The sequence below is a fragment of the Vibrio sp. 10N.286.45.E10 genome (assembly GCF_002874195.2).
GTDB classification, from domain to species: Bacteria; Pseudomonadota; Gammaproteobacteria; order Enterobacterales; family Vibrionaceae; genus Vibrio; species Vibrio crassostreae.
The window spans coordinates 577270-604105 of the sequence record NZ_MCWD02000002.1 but is presented as its reverse complement, the minus strand read 5'-3'; the positions used below and the strand labels follow the sequence as shown (position 1 = coordinate 604105).

20 protein-coding genes and 1 pseudogene are annotated in these 26836 nt (G+C 43.4%); 10 read left to right on the top strand and 11 right to left on the bottom strand.

The genetic code is table 11. The annotated features are described in order from the left end of the window. Nucleotides 1–62 precede the first annotated feature (62 nt). Nucleotides 63–2978: an alkaline phosphatase family protein gene (locus BCU34_RS15785; protein ID WP_102480486.1), complete on the top strand. Its 2916-nt coding sequence runs from the start codon at nt 63–65 to the stop codon at nt 2976–2978. Nucleotides 2979–3005: 27 nt separating this feature from the next. On the opposite strand, the pseudogene BCU34_RS15780 reads toward BCU34_RS15785, so the two are convergent. Continuing rightward, nucleotides 3006–3520 (bottom strand): annotated as a pseudogene (locus BCU34_RS15780) (GNAT family N-acetyltransferase). A gap of 102 nt (nt 3521–3622) precedes the next feature. Next, nucleotides 3623–4795 (bottom strand): DUF5666 domain-containing protein, encoded by a 1173-nt coding sequence (locus BCU34_RS15775; protein WP_102480492.1) that lies wholly within the window; start codon nt 4793–4795, stop codon nt 3623–3625. 84 nt (nt 4796–4879) lie between these two features. Between BCU34_RS15775 and BCU34_RS15770 the strand changes: the two genes are divergently transcribed. The 4 genes from BCU34_RS15770 (at nt 4880) to BCU34_RS15755 (ending at nt 8898) form a co-directional block, all read left to right on the top strand. Further along, nucleotides 4880–5548, top strand: a complete 669-nt coding sequence (locus BCU34_RS15770) for a response regulator transcription factor (protein WP_017068552.1) — start codon at nt 4880–4882, stop codon at nt 5546–5548. Continuing rightward, on the top strand, nt 5520–6791 hold the full coding sequence (locus tag BCU34_RS15765; RefSeq protein ID WP_102480495.1) for a sensor histidine kinase: 1272 nt from the start codon (nt 5520–5522) through the stop codon (nt 6789–6791). Before BCU34_RS15770 ends, BCU34_RS15765 begins: the two co-directional genes overlap by 29 nt. Before the next feature lie 170 nt (nt 6792–6961). Then, nucleotides 6962–7849, top strand: coding sequence for a tyrosine-type recombinase/integrase (locus tag BCU34_RS15760; protein ID WP_102478635.1), 888 nt, complete (start codon nt 6962–6964; stop codon nt 7847–7849). Next, nucleotides 7846–8898: a transposase gene (locus BCU34_RS15755; RefSeq protein ID WP_102478636.1), complete on the top strand. Its 1053-nt coding sequence runs from the start codon at nt 7846–7848 to the stop codon at nt 8896–8898. The genes BCU34_RS15760 and BCU34_RS15755 overlap by 4 nt, the downstream gene beginning before the upstream one ends. Before the next feature lie 254 nt (nt 8899–9152). On the opposite strand, the gene BCU34_RS15750 is transcribed toward BCU34_RS15755, so the two are convergent. From BCU34_RS15750 to BCU34_RS15730, 5 genes are all read right to left on the bottom strand, one after another. Continuing rightward, nucleotides 9153–9410 (bottom strand): YdcH family protein, encoded by a 258-nt coding sequence (locus BCU34_RS15750; RefSeq protein ID WP_010432560.1) that lies wholly within the window; start codon nt 9408–9410, stop codon nt 9153–9155. A gap of 201 nt (nt 9411–9611) precedes the next feature. Then, nucleotides 9612–10601: a rhodanese-related sulfurtransferase gene (locus tag BCU34_RS15745; protein WP_017089989.1), complete on the bottom strand. Its 990-nt coding sequence runs from the start codon at nt 10599–10601 to the stop codon at nt 9612–9614. A 267-nt stretch (nt 10602–10868) separates the two neighbouring features. Next, complete coding sequence (locus BCU34_RS15740) at nt 10869–11300, bottom strand: GNAT family N-acetyltransferase (RefSeq protein WP_065607892.1); 432 nt, start codon at nt 11298–11300, stop codon at nt 10869–10871. Between the two features lie 73 nt (nt 11301–11373). Next, a complete protein-coding gene (locus BCU34_RS15735; protein ID WP_102454066.1) occupies nt 11374–11709 on the bottom strand; it encodes a 5-carboxymethyl-2-hydroxymuconate Delta-isomerase in 336 nt (111 codons plus the stop codon). Between the two features lie 154 nt (nt 11710–11863). Continuing rightward, entirely contained in the window at nt 11864–13012 is a 1149-nt protein-coding gene (locus BCU34_RS15730) for a PLP-dependent aminotransferase family protein (RefSeq protein WP_102479093.1), read from the bottom strand. A gap of 115 nt (nt 13013–13127) precedes the next feature. Between BCU34_RS15730 and BCU34_RS15725 the strand changes: the two genes are divergently transcribed. Both BCU34_RS15725 and BCU34_RS15720 read left to right on the top strand, forming a co-directional pair. Beyond that, nucleotides 13128–13997 (top strand): AraC family transcriptional regulator, encoded by an 870-nt coding sequence (locus tag BCU34_RS15725; RefSeq protein ID WP_102479092.1) that lies wholly within the window; start codon nt 13128–13130, stop codon nt 13995–13997. Between the two features lie 23 nt (nt 13998–14020). Further along, nucleotides 14021–14266 (top strand): hypothetical protein, encoded by a 246-nt coding sequence (locus tag BCU34_RS15720; RefSeq protein WP_017107691.1) that lies wholly within the window; start codon nt 14021–14023, stop codon nt 14264–14266. A gap of 560 nt (nt 14267–14826) precedes the next feature. Here the strand turns inward: BCU34_RS15720 and BCU34_RS15715 are convergent. The 3 genes from BCU34_RS15715 to BCU34_RS15705 form a co-directional block, all read right to left on the bottom strand. After that, nucleotides 14827–15246 (bottom strand): hypothetical protein, encoded by a 420-nt coding sequence (locus BCU34_RS15715; protein WP_102479091.1) that lies wholly within the window; start codon nt 15244–15246, stop codon nt 14827–14829. Nucleotides 15247–15254: 8 nt separating this feature from the next. Continuing rightward, on the bottom strand, nt 15255–20228 hold the full coding sequence (locus tag BCU34_RS15710) for a toxin C-terminal domain-containing protein (RefSeq protein WP_133148542.1): 4974 nt from the start codon (nt 20226–20228) through the stop codon (nt 15255–15257). Nucleotides 20229–20930: 702 nt separating this feature from the next. Next, nucleotides 20931–21266, bottom strand: a complete 336-nt coding sequence (locus tag BCU34_RS15705) for a hypothetical protein (protein ID WP_102480546.1) — start codon at nt 21264–21266, stop codon at nt 20931–20933. Nucleotides 21267–21617: 351 nt separating this feature from the next. Between BCU34_RS15705 and BCU34_RS15700 the strand changes: the two genes are divergently transcribed. The 3 genes from BCU34_RS15700 to BCU34_RS15690 all read left to right on the top strand — a co-directional run bounded on the left by BCU34_RS15700 (nt 21618) and on the right by BCU34_RS15690 (nt 23793). Further along, nucleotides 21618–21956, top strand: coding sequence for a hypothetical protein (locus tag BCU34_RS15700; protein WP_133146193.1), 339 nt, complete (start codon nt 21618–21620; stop codon nt 21954–21956). Nucleotides 21957–23110: 1154 nt separating this feature from the next. Then, entirely contained in the window at nt 23111–23425 is a 315-nt protein-coding gene (locus tag BCU34_RS15695) for a hypothetical protein (RefSeq protein WP_240698052.1), read from the top strand. A gap of 56 nt (nt 23426–23481) precedes the next feature. Then, nucleotides 23482–23793, top strand: coding sequence for a hypothetical protein (locus tag BCU34_RS15690; protein ID WP_102478986.1), 312 nt, complete (start codon nt 23482–23484; stop codon nt 23791–23793). A gap of 78 nt (nt 23794–23871) precedes the next feature. Here the strand turns inward: BCU34_RS15690 and BCU34_RS15685 are convergent, their stop codons facing one another. Continuing rightward, nucleotides 23872–26727 (bottom strand): FAD-binding and (Fe-S)-binding domain-containing protein, encoded by a 2856-nt coding sequence (locus tag BCU34_RS15685; protein WP_102478987.1) that lies wholly within the window; start codon nt 26725–26727, stop codon nt 23872–23874. Nucleotides 26728–26836: the final 109 nt, after the last annotated feature.

The window sequence follows — 26836 nt, the reverse complement described above, 5'->3', positions numbered from 1 at the left end:
ATCAGTTTAAACTGAAACAATAAGTCGTATTTATAGAAGTGTGTTGATCTAAAGGAAATTTGATGAGCTCTTATTCTCACGTTCGCAGTTACGCCAGTTTGTTCAGTGCCTTATCGTTGGCGGTTGCGTCAGCTCCGAGTGTCGCTGATATATCAACAACGCCCGTCATTGGTGGCGTGTTTAGCTCCAGTGAAGTGTTGAAAAATCAGGTGCTTTCAAGCCTAAGTTATTCTGCCAAACTCACTCGTGATGCGGCTCTTTTCACCATTGGTGGCGTTACATTAGATGCGTATATTCTCGCACTTCCATTAGATGCTAAAACCAAAGCTCGAGTCATCGCTCAGTTATCCAACCCGACGTACTCAATTCCTTTGGGTTATTTTCTCTATAGTTATTACGACCGCTATTCAGGCTTGGGCAGTGAAGATGTGTTCAAATCTTACTTGTCGACGGTTTATGATAAGCAGACACTAAAGGGCTTTGAACATAGCCTCTATCATGTTGGAGATAAGCCAACCTCAGAGCATCACGAGCCAGATACCTCGACTGAAGCGACGGGACATCATGAAGGTATTCGCATCGATGAACAGTTCATTGCCAATATGGTGGTTATCTATGATGCGTTATTCGAAATTGGTGTTTGGCAGGATATGGACACGCTCCCTGCGAATTACACATACTTAACCAATAGCTCTGCAGATCTAGCGATCATCGCTCAGATTCAACCGATCATCGTTGATTTGATCGGTAAAGCGGCATTGGGAATGGATGACGGCGACATGAAGTCTGCAATGTTGGCGATTGCAGAAGATGGTAAACCAGAAAACGCTGATAAGCCGAACAATAAAGCACAAGCTCTTACCATCACGCTTATTGATTTTGTGCGCTTAAACTTGCTGAAAGCCTACCGACAGTTTGTGTTTAAAGAAGAACGTGCAGAAGCGCTTGATGATTGGATGCAGCAAGCGTTCAGTGACCAGCCTGATGCGCTCATTCAATTCTTAGAATCCCAACAGCACAAACGTTTTGCGGTTCAAGTGACCGTCGATGGTTTACAGCAAGGATTGATTGAGGGGTTGGTTGATGAAGATTCACCTTTCATTTCGGTTGCTTATCAGAATCATAAAAACCGAGCGCAATATAAACCTCAGCTAGAAGAAGTGATTGAACCTGAACATCAACAGCAGGTGAGGTTCATGGAAGTTCTGTCTGAACAAACCTACCGTGATCCGAATTATCTTCCGTTCTTCAAAAATCTCTATCAAGAGCATCGAGACAATATTAGCCGAGTTGGTATCTCTTCAACTCCAACAATCAGCGTACGCAATCTACCGATCATTAAAACGGGCGCGAAAGTATCGGGGCAAGGTGGCACTGGCATTCCTAATTTCCACTTTGTCGACCGAGAGATCGACCGAGCGTATTACTTCTTTGGTAATGATGCCCTGCAGTTGGATGTGTTGATGGAAAACAACAAGGTGCAGACCATGTTTGATCGCCTTGATTACCTTAAAACGCTGAACTGCAACGCTCAATATGATTGGAATGCTCACACCACTTACGACGGGCTAGTAAACCTAGGTTTGGGTGAGTCACTGCGTGATTATGGTGAGAAACGCTGCGTTAAAGAGCTTCAAGAACGTTCAGAAGTCGAAGTGGTTTTGCAAGAAAAGCGTCAAGCTTTGATTGAAGATATTGAAGCGTATCAGTCTATATCTGGCTTTGATTTTTTTACTAAGTTTTCAAAGAGAGCTCAGGTTAAACAGTCGATCACTCAGTTTGCCGAGTTAGATGGAAAAGGAATGCCAGACTACACCTTGGTGTATAACCCATGGCCGGATCACTTCGCACACTTCACGGGTCCTTTTAGTGACGAAATTCTGATGCCGACGGGAGAGCTCAATCGACTGGACTATTGGATTCGCCAGATTGAAGCGACCTACCGCAGTGCCGGCGTTTACGATAAAACGCTATGGGGCATGGCAGGGGATCATGGTTTAACGCCGGTGTTCTACGCGCTCAACCCCGAAAAGCAGGTATTTGAAGGCTTACAAGCAGAGCTAGCGTATCCAATTGTGGTTAAGAAGATATCTTCAGACGAGGGGGAAGGGCCTAAAATTACCAATGCACTAAGCTACCCAAGTTCAAAGGCGTTGGATGTTGTGGTTGCTTCTACTGCTGGTGGTAATTTCATGATGGACTTCTTTAATTCGGCTCACGGGTGGCAGGTTCAGCCGGTTTACCAAGAACTCACGCAGTGGTCTCCGATTGCAGCGCCAGATGGTCAGAATATAGACATCATTAATCAGATAGCGCAGCGCTTGCCTGAAAGTCTTGATTATATGGTCGTAAGAGAAAGTACATGTGATCAACAACGCTGCGCTGTTCGTGTGATTGGCAATCGTGATTTAAAACGGGTCGATGAATTGATCACACGTGAAGGTGACAAGCTTTTTTATGAGTCATTGGAAGACAACCGAGCGCCGATTTTGCTTAATACCCAAAGGCTCAATCCATATCTTGCATCGCCAAGCGAAGTTGATTTTGCGCGGTATTCTCAATTGGTAGAGAAGTGTATTAACCGAGCGATTAAGGCGGATGTGACAACATGGTGTAGCAGTGCAGAATGGACCGTATTAACGCAACCAACACCTCGACCAGATTCAGTTAATCAACTGGCTAATATCTACCTTGAAGATAGGGCTGGTACGGTTAACTTGTTCCCTAAAGCCGGCATTGGTTACAACACCAAGGTGCCGGGGCGTCATGCAGGTGAGGATTACTTAGAGAAAGATGCCTTCATCGGATTCTGGGGAGCGCCAATTGGCGATAACTCTCAGCAACTGAAAATCGAAGCTAACGGGTCTTTGGCTCCAACGCTGTTTGAGTATTTGACCGGAGAACCTGTGGTCGAAGGTGAGAACGGTTGGGGTTTTCCGTCGTTGCTGAATAATTTGGATGTGTCAGTTGATCGCTAGGACTTCGCTTTCTACCTAACTGGCTGTTTATAAATGGTTAGTTAGGGTGAGAGTCATCCCTACAAAATTCTCATCGCTGTCATCAACAATTTGGTAGCCAAGTGACTGATAAAAACTAATGGCGCGAGTGTTACTTCTAAAGCTCGACAGAGTGACTTGCTCACGTCGCTCTCCCGTGGCTCTTTTATGTATGAGGCACATGACTTGTTTACCTAGCGAATGACCTTGGTATTGAGGGGAAATGATCAGCAGATGAATATGGTATGCGTTGTCATAAGGCTTAAAACACACAAGTCCAACCCTTTGTTTTCCTAGGTATACCCAATGAAACCAAGAGGGACGGTAATCGTTTAAAAGTCGTTGGCGTTGGAAGTCGTCATCCCAGCCGAAAACGTCATCTACGTGTATGAATATGCCTTGTTTCACACACGCAAACAGTTCCTCGAATTCAGAACTGGAAACGAGTTGGAGTTGTATATTCTCTTCTTTTCTTGCCACTTTACTTCCTTTTTAAACGCCTTTGAATAAGCAAACAGTAACATAATTGAAAAGGTAGGCTGCACTTTTAGTGTGGGTTGTTTTGATGCAAAAAAGCCACGCGTAGTGCGTGGCTTCGATACTTAATATCCAGAATGTTCTATGCGTTAGTCGTTGTCTTCTGCTTCGATTTCACTCGCGATGTACTGGTTGTTAACCTTGTAAGCTTCAGCCTCAATACGTTGACCATGTAAAGTATGGAAACTTAGACCATCTTCATAGCGAGTATTTTGGTTAACGTAGACGGTTTGACTACCTGCAGTTGTCTGAATAACAAAGCTCAATGTTTTGTCATCTGTGCTCTGAACTTCGCCTTCAAAATCAACGTCATTATCATTCCAATCTTGCGAATCATCGTTGTGTTCAAATTCGATTTCGGTAGCAACATTTTCGCCGTTGGCTTTTTTCGTTGTTACTTCGACTTCTGTACCTACGCTCAAGCTTGATTGGTTACCATCTTCGTAACGAGTGCTGTCATTGACAACAAAGCGCCCTTTGTAGCTTAAATCAAATGATGATTTGTCGTTAGCTACCCAAGTAATAATGCCTTCGATTTCCGTGTCATTGCTTACTTCGCTAAAGTCTTCGACTTCCACTTCTTCTGCTTTCAATATAGAGCCAACCATTGAGCCTGTCACTTCAACCCAAAGACCATTCGACAACCCTGTGTTGCTATCGTCGTTATCGATGTGAGCATTGGAATAGTCAACGCTGAGGTTTGCACCGAGTTTGAAATTCGATTCATTTAAATCACTGATTAGCCCTTCAACTTCAACCGATTCAGTTAAGTTAGAGTGCTCAAACTTAACAACAGAAAGTACTTTGTAACCTGCATTCGCTGTCGGTAAAGAAGAGACCATAACCCAATCGCCATTTTCAATTTCACGTGACAGATCTGTAAAGGTCAATGCGATGCCATTGACTTTAAATGTGCCATTATTATGGTTGGCGTCTGAAATAAGACCAACGATGGTCGGTTCAAGACCAACTTGAGCTCCGTTAGTGTGAGCTGAAGCGCTACGAGCATTAGACGAAATGGAAACCATCATGTTCTTTTCTAGGTCTGCAATTGCCACATCTTCGCCTGCATAGTTCGCACTGTCTACTTGATAGCTATAACCATTCACAACGATGGTGTTGCCAGAAACAGAGTCAATGGTACCTTGAATTGCTGATGGAGCTTGCGTGTTGTTATCGTTGCTTCCATTGCTATTGCTGTCACTACCGCCACAGCCAGTTAGAATTAAACCGACAACCGAAATCAGCGCTAACTTTTTCATCTATATACTCTTTATTTAGTTTATTGAGGGTGTATCTTATAAACTCAAACGTGAAGCACTCGTGAAGAAAGGTGAAATAAATCGATGAAAGTTTTGATCGTTGATGACAGCCACAATGTTGCAGAAACCATTGCCGATTACTTAGAGTTGGAAGGGATGGTGATTGATTGTGCTTATCATGGTGAAGCGGCATTGAAGTTAGCGTCTGAGAATTATTATGACGTGATTATTATGGACATCATGATGCCTAAATTGGACGGCATTTCTGCTGTTAGAAAGTTAAGAGAAGAGGTGCAGTGCCCTACGCCAATTCTATTTTTAACCGCTAAAGATAGGTTGGATGACAAAATCGCTGCCTTTCAAGCGGGCGGAGATGATTACTTGGTTAAGCCTTTCGCTATGCAAGAGCTCAGTTTAAGGCTGAACGCATTGGCAAGCCGAGGACCACGTCAAGGTATTGGAAAGCAGAGTTTTGCCGATATTACTCTCAACTCGCAGACCGACGAGGTATACCGAGAAGGTAGGCTTATTAAGTTGAGTCGAATCCAGTTAAAAATACTAAAAGTCCTTATGCGCCATGCGCCAGCAATTGTTTCAAGAATTGAAGTGATTGATTCCGTTTGGGGTGATGAATCGCCAAGCAGTGATGCGCTTCGAAGCCATATTTATGGCCTGCGCAACGCGCTCGATAAAGGGTTTGAACATTCACGATTAGAGACTATTCATGGACAAGGTTACCGACTCAAAGCATAGCGGCTTAAGCCACGCCGATTACCCAAGCATCTACCGAAAAATCCGTCGTAGCTTTGGCTTGATGACCTTGGTCATGTTCAGTCTTTTCTGGACAGTTATTTACGTTGCTGAAAACCAGATGGAAGTGATCAGCCTTCACCATTGGCTAGACACTGAAGCTAATCGTTATACGTCTGAATATCAGCTGTTTGGCGAAGATGCCTTGTTGCCGAATGAAAATGAGTTTTCAACCTATTGGAGTGAAAGTGAACTGCCCAATTGGTTAGCTCGATACAAAGAGCCCGGTTTCTATGAACATCTGTTAGGTACGGAAGATAAACACTTTTATGTCTTTGAGCACCCATCAGGCAAAGGGCTGATGTATATCTTGTTTCAAGATGACGCCGACGACTACCTCGACGAGTATGAATGGAGCCTCCACAACTACACCCTCATACTGGGTGGCTTAACGTCCATCTTCATGGTTCTGTATGGGATCTATGTCGTACGCTCGCTGTCGAGGCCACTCAATCAGATAGAAAAGAAAATAGGGCAAATGCACCCTGAACAGCCAAGTTTCGAAGTCGAGACATCTTACGCAGAAACACGACATATTGAGCAAACACTTTTAGATTCAAAGAATCACATTTCAGGATTCTTTCAGCGGGAAGAGGAGTTCAATCGGTTTGCCTCTCATGAACTTCGAACCCCTATTATGGTGATCTCAGGATCTGCTGATCTGCTAACTAAAGTACCCAACCAACCTCCTGTTGCGTTAAAAGCAATTAATCGCCTGCAAGAAGCGAGTGAACAGATGCGAGTGCTGACTGAAATGTTTTTGCTGCTTGGTAAAGAGAGTATCGATGAGCACTATTTCGGTCACTATGACCTGGAAGTCGAAGTTCAGAATCAGCTGCTTGAAATGGCGCCTTTGTTTGCCAAGCAGGATGCGAGTTATAACCTAGACGTAAAAGGGACTGTCACTGTGTATGCGCCAGAGAGCTTTATTACTATTGTATTAAATAACTTAATTAAAAATGCGTTTAGCTACAGTGTTGGCGATGTTGGAATTGTGGTGGCAGGTTCTCAATTAGTGATCACTAACCGTCATGATGGCAATGAGACTTACAATGCTGGCTATGGTTGTGGCCTAGTGATTGTGCAACGAATTTGTGAGCGAATGGGTTGGAGTTTTGAAACTCAAGATGATGGGCTTCGATTCAGTACTTACTTGGATTTCTCAGCGGATAAGCAAGCAGGGTAACCGGTAGTTTCATTATAAAAGAAACCTATGAGAAGGTGAGTAGTGTGGCCAAGTCAGCCACACTAGCATAATTAGTTGTTGAACGAAGCCGCTACGCGGCAGAGTAAAACGAGTGCAAACCATACTCTTGTAACACCATCACCCTGATGGTCGTTCACAGGAGTAACCCCATGAAACCCGATGACTTAAAACGCTACAACACCCTTTATGAACAACACCTTACCAACCTAAAGCTGCAAGGTAAACGACCTGCGACGATCGATGCCTATTCCCGTGCAGTTCGTCGGATCACCGCTCATTTCGATCGCGTACCCGATACGTTAACCACTGCCGACCTCAAACAGTTCTTCGCGTCTCTTATTCAAACCCACTCGTGGAGCACCATAAAACTCGATCGTAATGGCTTGCAGTTTTTCTATCGCTACACGCTCGATAAACAGTGGGAATGGCTCAATATCGTCAAGCCGCCACAAGTAAAACGACTGCCCGACATACTGACACCGCAACAAGTCAGCTCACTGATTAGCCACACTCGACAGACACGTTATCAGGTGTTTTTTCTTACTCTGTACAGCATGGGGTTGCGCCTTGGTGAAGGACTGAACCTAACGGTTCATGATATCGACAGCCAAACAATGCGCGTTCACATACGGGAAGGAAAAGGCGGAAAAGACCGAATGGTGCCGCTTCCGCTGCGAACGCTTAAAGCTCTTCGCGTACATTGGCTTACCCATAAGCACCCTTACTACTTATTTCCTGGCCTTGGTACCTGTCGCGACACCCTCATGGATCGTGGCGGTATTCAAAAAACCATGAAACTTGTGCTCAAAGAGTGCGGGATCCAAAAACACGCCAGCCCCCACTCACTTAGACATTGCTTCGCGACGCACTTACTTGAGCAAGGGTTAGACCTGCGTTCACTGCAAACGCTACTGGGTCATGCAAGCCTCAACACCACTGCCCGTTACACTCGAATGACTACGCTAAAACAACGCGATGCTGCGATGGCCATCAACCATTTAACTGATGCTCTAGACTTAACGTGGAGCATTACATGAGTACCTTTATTGAACTGCTTCGTCAACATCACTCTGCGCTTAAACGTCACTATTATGCGCAGATGAATGGCGATATGCATCGAGCCATTGGGGCGATGCTCCGTTGTAAAACAGAGCAACAAGGTCGCTCACAATGGTTCTGCAGTCACTGTCATCACGATGACCGATTACCGCTTTCTTGTGGTCATCGTCATTGCCCTCAATGCCAACAACGCACCACTTCTGACTGGCTTCAACGTCAGCAGCAAAAGCGGTTACCTGTTCACTATTTCATGGTGACTTTCACTTTACCGTATCAATTAAGAGCCTTAGCGAGGCATCAACCTAAAGCGATATATAACGGTATGTTTAAGGTGGCATCGGGGGTATTAAAGGATTTTGCCAACCGACAACGGCAAGGTGAACTTGGTTTTACCGCCGTGTTGCATACTCACAGTCGACAACGAAACTTGCACCCACATCTGCACATTATCGTGGCGGCAGGCCAATACGACGCGTCGAGGCAAACGTGGCACAAAGGCAACAAGCATTACCTTTTCAACGCGTTTGCTTTGGCCAAAGTATGGCGAGCAAGAATGCTGGATGCCATTAATCAGCATCCTATGCTGTGGCTTCCCAATGGTATACCCAAGGAATGGGTGGTCGATTGCAGACAAGTGGGGTACGGTCAGGCTGCGCTCAATTATTTGTCTCGCTACCTCTATCGCGGTGTTCTGCCTGATGAAGACATCATCCATATCACCGATGACACGGTCACCTTCCGCTATAAAAACAGTCAGACTAAAACATGGCAAACGCGCACCTTACCCACCCTCAAGTTCTTGTTGCTCATTTTGCAACACGTGCTGCCCAAAGGGTTACAGCGAGTAAGAGACTACGGTTTTTTGCGCGGTCAAGCACACGCCTTAAGAACCCGCATTCAACTGCTGCTGTTGAACCTCCTCTATAGGATGCCGCCACTCACCGCACCGATAAGGAGCAAAGCGATAAGAACCTGCCCTTGCTGTCAGCATCAGATGGCGTGCGTTGGAGTAAGCCGACCCATGTAGCCGAAAGGCATTGATAATAAGGAGAATGGCATTGACGAAATCAGAGGAGATGTGACGACGAAAGAAACGAAAAATAGCTAACTGGTTGATAAGATTGCTATCGCAACCTTATCTTGACCTCACTCGCCTTGAGAAAAGCCTCAAAGCGGTGCGCCCTTCAAGTTCAATCGTACAATTCACTTAATAAAGTGGCTTCGGGCTTGTTCAACACTCGGGATTTAGTGTTGGCTGCGCAACACCTTAATCCTTATTTGTTATACGATCTTAAGTGCGTGGTGGCGCGTGAGCTGTTTGTGTAGCGAGTCTTTTAGCGCCATGCGTTCAACTTTGAGATTGTGCATGCTGTCGTCATCGATAGGGCTGCCAGAGATTTCTAGCTGACGGATGTCGTAGTCGAGTTGGTGGTATTTCTGCATGTCTGCTTTGAATTTTTCGTCGTCGTGGTTGAGCTGAACAATGTCTAATTTAAGATCTGGGAAATCTAAGATAAAGGCATGGTTTTCATTGAGCATTGGCACTTCCTCTCTAGTCGGATTATTAACAGTATAGAAGCAATTTATCGAAAGAAATGTGGTTCAAAACACAAAGCCGTAAAGCGATCAAAAAAGGGCTCAAACTCGAGGAATCATCTTCGAACTTGCGCCCTTTTGTATGTATATAGCTAACTATTTATCGTTACATGTTTAGAACTATGTGTGTTGAGAGCAGAAAGCTTACTTCGCTTTCTTACCAGAGCGTTGCTGCTCTTTGTGTGCTAGCTTTTCTTTCTTACGTTGATCGATAAGGTGAGCGGCTTCGCCACCTACGTGGGTTTCGCCACGAGCATTCGACAGTTGAACTTGCTTTTCACGTTCGCGGAAACGGGCTTTCTGCTCGTCGCTGTGCTTATCAATACACTTAGGGCAGCTTACGCCTTTCTCGAAGTGTTCAGAGGCTTTGTCTTCGTCAGTGATTGGCAGACGACACGCGTTACACACATCGTAACCGCTCTTCTCTAGCTGGTGGTTAACTGCAACACGACCATCAAATACGTAGCAGTCGCCTTCCCACATGCTCTCTTCTTCTGGTACTTCTTCTAGGTACTTAAGAATGCCGCCTTCAAGGTGGTAAACCTCATCAAAGCCTTGCTCTTTCATGTAGGCCGTTGATTTTTCGCAACGAATACCGCCAGTACAGAACATCGCGACTTTTTTGTGTTTCTTAGGATCGAGATTTTCTTCAACGTATTGAGGGAATTCACGGAAGGTTTCTGTGTTTGGGTTTACAGCATTTTTGAATGTACCGATATCGACTTCGTAGTCGTTACGAGTATCAACCAGAATCACATCAGGATCAGAAATCAAAGCGTTCCATTCGTTTGGTTTCACGTAAGTGCCGACAACGTGGCGTGGGTCTATACCCTCAACGCCCATGGTTACGATCTCTTTCTTAAGCTTAACCTTGGTACGGTTGAATGGTTGTTCTTCGTTGAACGACTCTTTGTAAACAACATCAGCCAAACGAGAATCTTGTTTGAACCATTGAAGAAGAGCGTCGATAGATTCGCGCTTACCTGCAACGGTGCCGTTGATACCTTCACTCGCAAGTAGCAAAGTACCGCGGATTTGGTTGGCTTCTAACACGTCAGTGAGTGGCTGGCGAATTTCTTGGTAATCATCAAGTGCTACGAATTTATACAGAGCACATACAACATATTGAGACATGGTTTTTCCTTTCTGCGAGCTGGAACGTAAATCCAGAGCGTTGCCTTTTATGATACATACTGAGTTTGATTTACTCAGGTTTGCCCATATTGGCTTATTAAAATCCGCCGCAGTATAACCAAGCCAAGGAAGGACAAAAACCAACCAAAAGTAGGGCTATTTATCATTGTTATTAGTATGGTTTTAGGTGTGTGGAAATGGTAGTTATCTGATAAGCAGTTTTAGCTCGGATAAGTAGTGATATCTTGTTGTTTATTGAATATTTGGCTACGAACTTATGTTGTATCTCATTTCAATGAGCTGGTGTTCCCCGACGATTTCTACTTCACGAATGAACTCAAAGCCAAACTTTTCATAGTAATTCTTTAGGTATTGATGGGCGTGGATTTCAATTACTTTAGCACCATGTTCAGAGGCATGTTTTAGAAGTGCCATGACAATTTCAGATGCGATACCAGATCCTCGATAAGGCTGTAGAACAGCAACACGCGCCATAGTTGAGTGTCCTGATTCATCAATGTGCAAGCGTGCAGTAGCGACTAAATTATCTTCATCGGTGATGAGTGCATGATGTGAGACAGGATCGAGCCCATCAAGATCCAATATGTGCGGTATGCCTTGTTCAACAACGAAGACTTGATGACGAATGGATTGTGCTTTCATTATCAATTCAGGGTTGTTACCAATCACCACTTCCATTTATTGCTCCATGCTGTCTAACTAATGCTTTGAAAACACTCTATTTGAGGGGCTGTTCGTTTGTGACTTGCCTTTAAACTAAGGCTTTTGAATAGCTACTTGCCTCTATATCAATGATCTCTACGGTCAGCGAAGCATTGGATAGTGGAAGAGTCAGTAATTGATCCAAAATGGACCTGGAGAGCATCGTTTTAATGCTTTCGTTACGCCCAGACAAAATACGCACAGAGACATGCACGAAGTCTTCTTTTACTTCACCAGTTTGGTAATGCTGGTAGGCAAGGCTGCGTACTTTGATGTCTTCTCCTGTTGGTGAGAACAACTGAGATTCCATCGCGCCGAGAAACACTTTCTGATTGATTTGCTGACCATCAATAGTGGATGAGTGTTCGATAATACAATGAGGCAAAGTGAAGTCCTTTCTGTGTTTTATAGCGACCTAAAATTAAGGCCAATGTGACTCTCTTGTTGAGAATGACATTGGCCCTTAATGCTAATTCGTTGCGGCTTTCTCGGCAATAAGCCGATCAGGCTATCACCAAAGCGGTCAGTATCGTCAGCGATTACGCTTGGTTAAGTACTTCCGCTAAGCGTTTCACCGCTTCTGTTAATTCTTCTGGGTTGGCGTTAGTGAAGTTTAGGCGCAGTGCGGCTTTTGCTTCATCGGCCTTTGGATAGAATACTGGGCTTGGTACTACCGCGACGCCATTCGATAGCAAAGTCTTAGCTAATTCGAAGGTATCGCACTCTGGGATCTCAACCCAAATGAACATCCCGCCATCTACGGCTTTTAACACACAATCTGCAGGCAGTTGTTTTTCTAGTTCTGAGAACAGCACCTCATAACGAGACTTGTACAGTGTGCGAATGTTTTCCATATGTACGTTGAAGTCTTCATGTTTTAGAAGACCAACAAGCAGCGCTTGCATGGGCACACTTGAGTGTAAATCTGCCCCTTGCTTCACTTTGATCAGTGGCTCAAGGTAGCTGCGTTTGCCGGTTACTGCGCCAATGCGTAAACCTGGCGATGCAATCTTAGAGAATGAACGAAGAACGATAGAGTTGTCAGGGCAGAACGAAGAAACCATTGGCAGTTCAGTGCCGGTAAAGCGCAGCTCGCGGTATGGCGCATCTTCAATGAATGCAACGTTGTATTTAATACACAGTTCAGCCACTTTTTGACGAGTTTCCGTTGCCCAGCACACACCGGTTGGGTTGTGGAAATCAGGCACGGCATAGAACATTTTTGGCGCTTGCTGTGCAAAGCACGTTTCCAGCTCATCCAGATTCGGGCCAAATTCAGTTTGAGACACGGTAGCGATGTTTGCTTGAACTAGGCCAAACACCTGCATCGCACCTAGGTAGCTTGGCGCTTCCATCACAACTACATCACCCGGGTCAACATACGCACGCGCAATCAAATCCAAACCTTGCTGAGAACCTGTACAGATCATTGCCGTGTGAGATTCTGGCAATTGGTAGCTTTGTGTTAGGTGATCAAGCAACGGGCCATAACCGGCGGTCGAACCGTATTGGAAAACTTCAGGCATGTTCGCTAGGTTTTCTAGCGTAGGCTTCATTAAATCGATAGGGAATGTTTTCGCATCGGGTAAACCACCGGCCAACGAAATAACATTAGGATCGCTTGCGGCTGCGAGGATCTCTCGAATGTATGAAGATTGAATCTGTTGTAATGACTGTGCGATTTCCATGTGTTGTGTCTCGTCGTTTATCGTTTTTATTCTATCGCTTGATATTACACGGCAATTGTAAAAACTGGCGTGTCCGTTTATGCTCTTAAACATGTCCATTTATGCTATTTAAACGATGTCACGACAACACATATCCCGAATCAATGATGTTTTGTTCCATATTCACCAAGACATTAGTCAGCCTTTGTCGGCAAAAGCGCTCTCCGAGATTGCGGCTTATTCAGAACAACACTTCCACCGCACCTTTAAAAGCGTGGTTGGGGAGTCGCTACATCAGTACATTCGACGCACTCGAATGGAGTATGCAGCCAATCAATTGATGTTCGATACCACGTCGTCAGTGGTAGAGATTGCCAGTAAATGTGGCTTTAGTTCGGTGTCTTCATTTGGCCGAGCATTCAAAGCGACCTTTAACATGTCACCGGGAGAATGGCGTAAACACGACTTACAGATAGCAGAAAAACCCTATTTGAAAGATCCCGAAGTAGCGGCGGGTTATTTGAACGTGGCGCAGCGAGTGTTACCTGAACCGAAGATCGTTGAAACACCGGAGCGCATGGCGGCTTATGTTCGACACACGGGCTATAACCGTTCCATTCGCAACGCGTGGCTGATATTGAAAGCGTGGGCGAACTCAGAACAGCGCGACTTTTCGAGCCAATTTGGTTTGCATCACTCAAACCCTGCTTGGGTTGAAATGGATCAGTGTCGCTATGTGGCGTGTATCGCGATTGATGAGCCGATTAAGTATCGCAGTGTCGTGAACCAGATGGTGATTCCGGGTGGTTTACATGCGGTATTTCGACTGAATGGCCGCTATGGTGAGCTGCTACCACAGATCAGTATGGTATTAGAAAAATGGTTACCTACATCAGGTTTTAAGCAGCGTTCAACACCAGCCTATGTGCATTATCATCAGAATCATTTCTTAAATAGTGATGAAGTGTTCGAACTCGATTTCTATCTTCCGGTAAGTTTTTATTAATCCACCCATTTTGAGGAGTAAACATGTATCTCGTTTTGTATTGCCACAACATTGGTATGACTGATTTTTCTTTCTTTGAGACGGAAGATTTCGACAAAGAAGAGGGTTATATTGTGCGAGGAAAATGGCCGAACGAAAAAGCGTTTCGTGATTACTTGATCAAGGAATTTGGTGATATGAGCGAGTTTCAAGTGATTGACTTGATCTGCAGAGGTCAAGAGGCTGAGCACTATTCTGCGCAAGAGTTAGCGACATTCATTGGTGCGTAACCATTGCGATGAGTATGGTCTCGTTTAAACAAAGTGTATTGTAACATATTGAAAATCAGTAATATTGCTTATCACTAAACTCAGCTTGATTCGGACTGGTAGTCATTATTCAGAGAAAGTACATGCGGCTTTGAGTCTTCCATCGCCTTTTTTAAGAAAAGGGCATTCTTATTTAAAGTTCTGAATAGTATGGTTTTTCGGAGTGAGCCAGCTTTTAATATGCTTAAAATTGAACGCTCACTGTTTCACTATACATTGAGGAAAAATAGTAATGAAGAAAACAACCATTTTGGCCGCACTGATACAACTGATGTTGGCCTCTACCAGTCACGCTCAAGAACTCAATAACGAAATGAACAATTCGTTAAGTTTTTGCCCAGAAAACGACATATATTGTCAAATCATCATGAGGGAGCTTTAACCAAAACCACAAAAGGTTGCCAACGAGGCAACCTTTTTCGTTATGGATAAGCAAAGCATCTCGAGTTTGAGATGGAAATTTTAGCTGCGGTGATCCAACAAGTTGCAAGTTAAAAAGCCCCGAAGGGCTTTGGTATTACTCAATTCGGATCTAATATATTTTCATCAAATGCATCGAAGTGCTCTCTTAAAACCTCACAGTCCTGTTCATCTCCGATTAAAAAGACTTGGTCATTATCTTGACTAATATTTACTAACTTAAAATACCTAAAATCATAACTTCCATCGTCATAATCATATGTGTTCACTAGATAAATATTGGACTCAGCTTGATGGTTAGTACTTTCGTCAATCCATATCTCTAGCTCTTTTGACAATATTGCACATTTTTTGACTGATGGTAAGGGCATTTCGTCGGACAAATGTATGACAGGAAGACCATTGCTATTTCCAAATAAGTCAACGAACAAAGCACTATTTGATACTGAACCGACTCTTGCCATCATGCATAATTCATTATCCAACTCATTCAATCTACATATTAAATCCTTAATAACCATTGTCTTTCTTAATCTCCGATTTTATTTAAGTCTGCATCATAAGTACCTAAGCGTGTCTTTTTGCTGCCTAAATCCTTAACAGATTTTGCCATTTTCCAAACACCACCATTATGTGCCCCGCTACCATCGCCACTACCTACATCTCGAGACATATAAAGCTTTTTCTTTTTATTATAAAAAACTGTTTCATTGTGAGTTTTAAATTTTGTTTTCTCAAAACCAAGCTTATTAGCAGCTTCCGTAGCTTCTTTTGTTGTTTTGTAGAAGACTTCACCAGGCTTGGCTAGTCTGTTGGCAACACCGGACACACTCGAGCTGGATGTCAGCAGGTCTGCTGCGTCGTCACTATGGCGTAATGTGGCCTGTGCGATCTTACCGCCACGAATTGCCACTTTCGCTGCAGGTCCAAGGAAAATCGCCGCCGCAATTAGCCCACGTTCCCCCCGCGATATCTCATTATGACTAAAAATCGTGGTGCCCATCGTACTTTCGTACGCTGCTTTAAGATTACTGACAACCGGAATGAAATCCATGGTCAGTTCTAAAGCTTCGACGATATCACCGTCGAATAGGTTACCGCCTAACTCATTACTGGTGTAATCAATATAGGAACGGATAAACCCTGAAGCCGCATTTGTTGCAAAATCACCACCATAGATTTCAGTGGTAATAATACCACCTGCTACAGCCGCAACAAAGCTCTGAAGGGTGGTGCTGAAATCCGACATGTGCTGACCAATTTGGCTATTAGCAGCGGTGGTTAATATGTTGGCTAATAAAGCATCAGAAAAGTCTCGGCCGTAAATCAGGTTATCGGCACCCGCATACGCAGCACTTTTTAACCCAATGTTAGCGACACTTTGCAGCAGAGTGTCGTTACCCAGTAAGTCAACCATAACTTGACTTTCCATTATGATATGGGCGCTACCGTAAGCAATACCGCCACCCACAGCCCCCATTAATATCGACTTTTCGATACCTTTTAGGCTTCCTTTGTTGGCTATGAGGTGAGTAGCTCCACCAGTAGTTGCCCCTGCGGCCATCGCTGCGAGAATTCCTTCTCCAATTAACCCATTGAAATAAGCGAGTGCCGCTGGCCCAACAACCCAGGCTGCCGCTAGCATGGCCAGCACCATTTCAGGGTTCTCTTTGATCATCATGCCAACGATTTTGACACCATGACGAACATCTGATTCCCAGCGCCCTACTTCATGGCGTATTCGTCTTTCAAAACGTTTACTTTCGTGACGTATTTGACTTTCTATCCGTTTTGCTTCGTTCCGGACTCGACTTTCAACGCGCTTTACTTCATTACGAACGTTGCTTTCCGCTCGTTTGGCTTCATTTCGTATTTGGCTTTCTACTCTTTTCGCTTCTTTTCTAATTCGGCTTTCGGCACGTTTGGCTTCATTTCGAACTTTACTCTCTACGCGCTTTGCTTCATTCCTTATTTTGCTTTCCGCTCGTTTGACGACTTTTTTGACTTTATTTCTAATTTTTTTCCACTTCTTTTTTAGGCTCCAATAACCACTAGGGTCTAAGATATTCAGCGGGTCATTTTGCTTAAAACTGTAGCGGTTGTAATTAGGAACAAACTCTTGCCCTTTTACAAATGGGTCGGCTTGAATGAACCTAGCAAGGTATGGGTCATAGACTCTTCCTTTCATATGGATAAGGTCAAAGCCTGCCACGCCCACATGTCCGAACATTGAACTGTAGGCAGTTGACACGGCAAAAGCGTCATCCATTTCAGGTAATAATATGTTGTGCGTGGCACCAAACGGGTCTGTAAAGGTTTGAGAGGTGATATCACCTTCAGAACCTGTGACCATAATTCGTTGGCCTAAGCGATCAGTATGAGAGTAGGCCGTGCCGCACAGTGACTCGTTGCAACTTACCGAAAAACCATTGCCACCAAAACTTTCTTGTGCGCTAGATTCCCCATCTTTTTGGGTATAACTGTACGCCCCCGTTGATAGCGTTTTTGTTGTCGCCCACTCCAATGTTGCAATGTCAAAGCGCTTGTCTGTGCGGACTATTTGTTGCCCATCGGGGCCATAAGTAAAGCGCGTTTCATCACGTTCGACAATGTTGTTGTCTTGCGAATCATAGCGAGCTACATGCACCAAGCGGTTGCTTTGATATTCGAACTCTCGGACACCATCGGATAGTAAGTTACCGTTTAAGTCATAACTAAAATCGCGATTTTCACCGTTTTCTTCTTCAAGGCGCGTTAACTTGAACGGATCGTCTGATTCGTAGTAATATTGGCCAACCCCCTTTTTGTAAGTAATGTTGCCATATTGGTCGTATTCGTACTCTGCGACAGCTGAAATATAGTTACCTGCATCAATATTTTGGCATACGCCATTGATACAAAATTGCTTTATTTCATGTGAAGCTAAACGTCCATTATCGTCATACCCATATTCATCCTCAAATGAAGTCTCGCTGCGATTTTTATAGTAAAAATGACGGAGCCTGCGAGTCAACCTATCGTCGAGATCATATTGATAATCGAATTGATAAACCAATAAACCATTTCGTGCCGCAGATTGCTGCGTGACTTGGCCTGATATACGGTCATATTGGTAAAACTCCTCTATGCCGTTACCAAATCTTACGTGAGTCGGTCTTTGTTGTGCATCTTCTGACAAGATCTCTTTGTATACTCGGCCTGTTTCAGCGTTACTCCATTTATACGCCGCGCCATTCTTAAAGGCGGTTTCGATAGCAAAACTGTTACCCAATCGAGATGATGTGGACTCTTTGATGACCTGACCATTAAGATCGTAATCGTAGTAAGTGCTTTGTGTTTTCCCATCCTCTAGTGTTATATCACGCTGTTTCAGCCAACCGTTAGGCCATTGATAGGTGTTGTCTTCTCGGTATTGAACAGGGTGGCCGACACATTCATCTTGGTTGCCCGCCACTTGAATGACTTGGCTTGGTTCAGCTAATGGTAGTTCTGTTGGATATTGATAACAGATGGTTGAATTGGCGGTGTTCAATCGAGTGATACGATTCAATTGATCGTAACTGAACACAGAACGATCCCCATTGGCGTCTTGCTGCCATTCCAATTGCTTGTTGACGTTGTAATGGTACTGCCAATGTCCACGCGTTGGATCGATAGTATCGGTTCTAAGACCACGTTCGTCATACTTGTGTATGATTCTGGTGGCTGAGTTTCCGTTCAGTTCAGACGACGTTATTTTACCATCGGTGTTATAAGTGAAGGTGACTTCGTTGCCTAAGTGGTCCTCTACTCGGTATAAAAGGCCTGTGATGTCGTAGTAGCGACGTACTGCATTGCCCCATTGATCATAAGTTTCGGTCAGATTCTTTGAAATGTCTGAACGCTTTTTGAGCTGCCCATTAACCTCGTGCTCGATATTTTGTCTATCAAGATCCCCAGTAACAGTGTGTATGACAGCGGTTTCACCTTCAAAATGAGGAAGAGTGATTAGGTTCGCGTTGTCATTATCTCTAGTTTCACCTGTGATAATGAATCGATCATTCAACCCTTTTCTAACATTGAATTCACCACGAGTGGTGGTACAAGTCACTGATTCCGGCAATGAGTAATAGGTGACAAACGTGGTATCAGTAGGACAAACGCCTACCCATTCCTGAAGTCGCGCTGGTACTTCATTAATTGGGTAATACTGGGATTTTTTGGTAATACCTCGTACGGTTTTACTCGTAATACGATGTTGATCATCATATTGGGTTTCATCGTAAATGATGCCATTAATGAGTGATTTTTCTAGACGCCCCTCGCTTGTTGTTTGGTACTGGTAATCAATACAATGGTTGTTTTCACAGCGCTGAATTACATCGTCGCCTTGATAAACAATTTTTTCATCGAGTACACGCTTTCCGTTAACCGTTCGGCGTCTCGAGATAACTCGGTCTTGGCTATCTTGTATTACGTGATCCCGTGTTTCGTAGCGCCCCTGACGTGTCAGCTGCTCAATGAGCTTGTCATTGTCATACTCATATTCGAACTCTTTGACCAGTAGATCACTGACGCCATTTTCGTAGGCTGGGCTAACAATAGATCGTTTTTCAATTTTCCCTACTAGGTAGTCATTCGCATACTGGTATTGAACTTCCTCTTCTATTTGTTGGCCTTCGCCGTTATTTGTTACCGTTAAACGCTTTTCTAAACGATCTTTGTCGTCATAGTCGTTTTCTGTTGTTACCTCTTGACTGAGAGAGCCATCTTCAGCGTAAACGGATTCAACAACTCTTGATTTTTGAGCATGGCCTGAGGAGGTTAAATGCCATTCTGTGGCTGTGTTGGAGAGACGATACTCGACGTTATCTAACATACCAAAACGGGTAATGTTATTAGCCAAGCCTGCGTATGCACCGTGAGTAAGATAACTGGTTACTGTGCGGACACGAGCTAATGGATCAAAAGTACTTTCTTCTCGAACAGAAGTTGGTTGTCCCTTGCTATTTAATGAGTAGGTGTAATTTGATTTTTGGGATTGAGTGTTATTGCGTGGCAAGTTATCACTGTTGATAATCGCGAGTACTCCTCCCATTTTCTTATAATGATGTTTGACGGTTTGTGTACTGTCTCTCCAGCCACTCAAATACGGGAAGGCGTCTAGGTTAGCATCACGCCCATAATCAAGCGTGATAATAGGGGCGCACGTTGGCTCCAACTCGTCTTTTCGGCGTTCACACTGACCAATCGCTGATAAGTATTCTGCTTGGTACGGTGCTTTTTTCCAGCCAGAACCATTAGGGTTTTTGACCCCAGAATTATGATCAATCCAAGTCTGAGTATTAAAGAAATAAGAAACAAGTCTATCGCTGTGATCAACGTCCACTTGCGTTAAGCTGCCTTTTTTGGTCACCGAGACGGAAGCGCTAGCTTCTAAAGCTTTAATTCCCTCGATCTGATGGGTGTTTTTGACAAAAGAAAGACGTGCCGATTTATTCTCATATGGTACTGATAGAGACAAACCAGCTTGACCTTGGTCGGTAACATATGACTCTAGATTAATCGCCTGGTCAGATTGGGAAAATGATGAGTATGGATAAGAGAAGTACCCTCTAATAAGACCAGTTGTGACGGCACGATAAGACTGAGAAACCCTAGGTGAGGTTTTATAGTTATTTATATTAAATTTATAAGCCCCCATCGCTAAAGATATTGACTGGGCAGTTTTATCGTAACTATAACTGTTACTAGGAAGCTTATTACTGCGACTCCATTTCACGAAATCACTGTAACGTGTCTTATTTTTATTGGTAAAGAGTTCACTTTTCCAATGTTTATTTTCTTTCCATACTCGCAAGTATCGAGTACGGGATTGTACTGAAGACCCAGGCCCAATTGGGACAGGGACTGCCACTTCGCCATGAATCATAACAAAGGGGCGATCGGTCGATTCTATAACCTTGGCATAGAACTGATAATTGTCTTTGCTTACATCTTTTAGATAGACATCAAGCGTGGCTGAACGAGCATATGATGTTACTGCAAGGAGTAAACATATAATTATTTTTATTATTCTCATAGGAGATATTAATTAATACGAGAGTATTATTTCCTTTATGACTATTCGAAATAGCTGATTAAAGTTGAAATTATTAGACTGGAGGAGCCTAAAACTAGGTAGACTAAAATGGCGTAACTTTTATTACGCACAGTGTTGGCCTACTTAATGCCTAACTAAAAATCGATTGATATTGGCTTCACATTGTTTAGTTTGTTGTGGGTCATAACGTATTAACACTTTTTTTTGTGATGAAAAGGCAGCCATCAGAGCACTTGCTTTGACATTGTAGTTTTTGTCAGTAATTAAAATGCCAAATCGAGATCCGTTGTCGCAGCTAGAAACATTTTCATCTTTATAGTCAATTATCACAATTAAACCGCTGTCGTGAGGATAGAGGTGTTTAATATGAACCCAAGGGGAGCTCTTCCAAGTAGTCGCGGAGTGTGCCGCCATTGACGTTATTAATGCCAACCCAGCTGAAATCATTGTTTTTTTCATTTCCTTTCCTTTAATAATATTATTTTCTGGGCTCCAGAATGGATAAAGAGAATTCTTAAGAACTTGTTATTGTTGCTTCATGATTACCATAAAAAAACGGGCGGTATGCTACATGATGCAATGGTAAATGTCAGTTAAATTTTATAGAATGTCATCAAAAAGAAAAAAGTTTACAAAATTACGGTTAAAAAGTAGTATTGCGCCACCTAAATTGGCACGTATGGTTCTAATCTTTTAGAAGCGATTTAACGTTAGGTGAATTTTTAATTGACTTTATTGTCATTTTTGTTGACTGGTGTGGAGAATTTTCATAGTGATTTTTCAGCTCGGTCGCTAATTAAGAGGTGATCTGTGAGTAGGTCTATCGTTTTATTTTTTATTTGTCTGATATCTTTGTCAGCTAGTGCAAATTCAAATTTTGGAACCAAAAATATTACAAAAATCATAGCTCATGATTCCGGGAATATCTTTGTCTATTTTTCAGGGGAAACAACTCATAGCGAAAACTGTGACTCTAAATCTACTTATGTGTTACCTAAAGAAAATATTTTCTTCAAAGAGATGTATTCAGGTTTGTTAGCCTCAATGCACTCTGGAGCAAAAGTCAGTGGGTGGGTGAATGGCTGTTATAACGTTTGGGGAAACACTAAAACTAAAATAACAAGATTAGACTTTATTCCACGCTCTTAAGAGGGAGGCTTTATATTGAAAGTAGTATTGTTTTTTTTAGTGTTCTTTTTCTCACCGTATGGTTTTTCTGATTGCAACGGCGTTCATTGTACTAATGTAAAAGTAACCCGCTTGGTTGTTACTGATTCTGGCATTTCTGTCGGTACATCTGGAGAAGAAAATAAATTGAATTGTGATTCTGGAAAATATAACTATTTGAAACTTGATTCGAATAGTAGAAACTACAACTCAATCTATAGTCTAATTTTGAGTGCTCACACTATAGAACACCCAATCTGGATTCGTGTTTCTGATGAGCCTACATGTAAGATTTCCTATGTTGTGTCAGACAAATGAAACAATATTATAAATCTGTATTCGACTGTTCAAAGTAGGTTCTAATGAACGTTTTATTATTGGAACTACCATTCTATACGATGTAGTCATTTACAATGATTTTTATCCCCTTCTTGTCGATAGGAGGTAATACTGTTGTTTGGTTTGAATTTTAATCAATGGTAGCGATACAGAAGTTTGGCTTTCTTTGCTATCCGTACTAATTATAATTGTGGGTTTTAAAATAAAAATGAAAAAAAAAGCTATATTGTTTCTTTTGTCACTAAGTTCATTTTCTCAGGCGGCTACTACTGGACCAAGAACAATTCATGCAGTAGGTTGTCATTTACACGACAACACATGCTATGTTTCGGTTGATAAGGTAGTTGGAAGCAATGAATGTTCATCGACGTCGATACGCTGGAAGTCAAATGACGTTAATGGTAAAGAAACCTTAAGCCTATTGATGGCAGCTTCGGTTGCACAGAAAAAAGTTACATTTAATCTTGATGGTAATTGTATGGGGGTATTTCCTAAATTTAATTATATAGTAGTACATCCCAGTAATTAGATTTTTATTTTTTAACATATTAATAATTCAATGTGAAATGTATCGCCCAGCGACTATTTAATCTAATTGGTTATTGAATTTTAATAATTGGTGATATTTATCTTCCTATATTTTTTAGAACACCTTTATTGAAATCGAGGTCATATAAATGTTGGGTGGACAGGTTTCTTTTGCACAATATAAACGATTTATAATCGTCGGTGATTAGGAAGAGATTAAATATGTTATGGTTTGTGAAAACAAATGTGAATTTAGGGGGAGGAAAGTGGTGAAAATCACAATGATATTATTTTTTTTCATTATGTCATTGAGTGTGAATGCGGCTGAAAATTATCAGAGTGGAAGTATTTCAAATCTTACTGCAACAACCGCGGGTATAATGATTATGTTAGATACAGGACTACCAACCAAGTGTAATGGAAGCCCATATGGATGGATGCTAATCAAGCAAGAGTATACAGCTTTAACTTCTGTAGTTCTGGCTGGTTGGATTGCAGGGAAAAAGTCTGGAACGGTATATATATCAGGTCGCGAAAATGGAGATGGAGTGTGTCTTGTAAATCAGTGGGATCCTGAGAATTAGTATATCTATGAAACAATACCTAAGAGGACAATTAAAATGATTTATAGGATTTTAAGTTGAAAAAATATTTACTTTTAATATTAATAACGATCAACCCAACTGGAGCTTTTGCTACCGGTGCTAACCAAACAATAACTCAAATATATTATTGTGGAGAGGATTTCGCACTTCAAATGAGCGGGGGGGATTGGTATCTAGTACAAAGAAAAGTTGTAGGTGATAAAAAGTTTGATCATTTTCTTTCTATGTCCATGTTTATGATGGCTTCAAACAAGCAAACAGCTAACATTTTTCCTGGTGAACCGTTAGATAATTGGTGTGGTAACAAGGGATTTAAGCCAATTGATAAACTAAGTATGAAAAACTAAATATTTCGGTTGGAGATAAAAGTTAAAAAGAGGCTATGCTAGGCTAGCCTCTTTGGTGTTATTGCATTTTGAACATAATTATTGCGCCACTTCGTCCACCAAGTACAAGATTGACTGATACGGAATGCCACTGTGATGTGACAAACCGATCTCACAGGTTCGGCTGTTGCTGAATCCACGAGTACAGTTGCTCGGCACTTGTTCTTTGAGTGGGTGTACCGCCGCTTCATTCAGCTCTGGAGTGGTAAAACCTTTATCACCCGCCCAACCACAACATTGAATATGCTCAGGAACGATGACCTCTTCGGTACAGGCTTTAGCAAGGCTCAACATCGCGCCTTCTAAGCCCATTCGACGAGAACTACACGTCACATGCAGCATCACGGTTTCTTGCAGTGGCTCAAGTGTCAGGTGCTCAAGCAAGTATTGGTTCACAAACCCTGTCGGCTCTAATACCTCTAACGGTTTGGTGAACTGTTCAATACTACGTTTAGCACATGGGCTGGTATCCATTAAGACTGGGTATTCACCCTGACGACTAGCTTGCCATAACACTTCTTCGAGTTGTTGCGCTTTAGATTGGGCTAAATCGGTCATCCCTTTGCTGTCGTAAGGCATACCACAACATTGGTCGTCTAGCTTCTTCGGAATAATAACCTCAAATCCGGCTTTGTTAAGCAAAGACATGGTCACTTCAGTTAGGGGACGTTGGTCGCCCGCATCACTCTGTTGTCCCATGGTGCGACTCGCACACGAAGGCAGGTAAACCACCTTCTTATGGTTGCTTGAGTTTTCTTCCGTCACTGGTGATGAGACTAGCGAGTGGCTATTGGATTGCGGCATCTCCGGCATCCAAACAGGTGTCGCGCCTTTAGTCATTGAGCGCAGGCCGTTGGTTAGCTTGCCGACGGTATTTGCGCCTAATACTTTACTCGCCACTTGGTTGGTTTTGAGGCCAGCCTTAGTTAGTTTAGTGGTGGTCGAGAAATGATCCGCTGTCCACTTAGCGATTGGCGTAAATTTCTCGTACTTGGCAATACGAAGCTTCTTAATCAAATCACCGGTGTTGATTCCGACTGGGCAACGCTCAGCACACAGGCCTGTCGCCGCGCAGGTATCAATGCCTTGGTATTCGAAGGTTTTCTCTAGTTCGCTTGCTTCTATTTCTTCACCTGCAGCACGACGACGTTGTAACTCGCGGTACAGAACAATGCGTTGGCGTGGCGATAGGGTTAAGGTACGAGACGGACAAACAGGCTCACAGAAGCCACACTCAATACAGCGGTCGACAAGGTCGTCGGCAGCAGGCATTGGCTTCAAATTCGTGATGTGTGAACTTGGATTGTCGTTAATAATAACGCCGGGGTTGAGCAACCTTTCTGGATCAAACAGCGCTTTGATCTGTTGCATCAAGGCGTAGCCATCTTTGCCCCATTCCAACTCCACATAAGGCGCCATGTTACGACCAGTACCATGCTCTGCTTTCAGAGAACCTTGGTATTTCACCGCAACTAGTTCGGCAACATCGTCCATGAAACCGCCGTAGCGATCGATTTCTGTTTGGCTGTCAAAACCTTGAGTAAACACAAAGTGCAGGTTACCTTCGAGGGCATGGCCGAAAATAATCGCTTCGCTGTAATCGTATTTGTCGAACAGCTCTTGCAGCTCTCGAATACCATTAGCAAGGTTTTCGACAGGGAAAGCCACGTCTTCAATGATAACGGTCGTACCGACTTCACGCACTGCGCCAACCGCTGGGAACATACCTTTGCGAATGCCCCACAGAGTCGCGACTGTCTTTGGATCGGAAGTGAAAGGCACTGATTCAACAATCGTATATTCCGATAACGCATCCAAAATTGATTTACATTGTAAATCTAAGTCCTGCTGGGAGCTGGCGTGTGACTCAACTAAAATCGCCGCTGCTTCTAAATCTAAGCTCGGCATAAACGCAGGCATACCCGGTTTATCCGCGACTGAACACAGTGCTCTGCCATCCATCAATTCCACCGCAGCAACTGGTGTTTTGGATAGTGTCGTCACGGCTTTACTTGCTTGCTCGATATCGGCAAACACTAGCAGCGCCGAAGCTTTGTTCGGATGTTCGATCACCGTGTTGTAGGTAATCTCAGCGATGAAGCCGAGCGTGCCTTCTGAGCCAATCATCAGGTGTTTGATGATCTCAATTGGGTCGTGGTAATCGACCAAAGCATTGAGCGCGTAGCCGGTGGTGTTTTTTAGGCGGTACTTGTGGCGGATTCTGTCGGCCAGTTCTTGGTTTGACGCTGTCTGTTGATGTAATTCGACAATGCCTTCAAACAGCGCTTTGTGTGATTGCTTGAACGCCTCAACACTGGCGTTATCAGCAGTATCAAGCAGGGTGCCATCACTCAGTACGACTTTCATGCTCTCAACGGTGCGATAAGAGTTTTGCGCAGTACCACAGCACATGCCACTGGCGTTATTCGCTGCAATACCACCGATTTTACAAGTATTGATAGAGGCTGGATCTGGGCCGATTTTACGTTGGAAAGGGGCAAGGTATTTGTTGGCATCAGCACCAATCACACCCGGTTGAAGGATGATCTGATTGCCGTTGTCGACAATTTCATGGCCACGCCAGTCGTCGGTCAGTGTGATGAGTACCGAGTCTGAAACCGCTTGTCCTGAAAGGCTAGTGCCTGCGGCGCGAAAGGTAAAATGAATACCGAGTTCGCGACAGCTTTGAATGGTGAATATCACTTCGTCTAAGTTCTTGAGCCTTAGAACCATTTTCGGCACCAAGCGATAAAAACTCGCATCGGTGCCGTAAGCCAATCGCTTTGCCTCTTGCGTGACAATGCGTTCCGTTTCTATTTTTTGAGCCAGTATCGCCTCAAGCTGCTGATAAGCTTTAACGTCAATTACTCGCTCATGGGATGTGTTTGTCTCCATCTTTGCTTCCTTGTGCTTCTTATTTGGCACTGATCAGGGCGTGTTGATCTTTCGTGGTTAAATTTTGTTCGAGTCAAAAGCGTTTTAATCGCGGCGAGGGGGAAGTAGC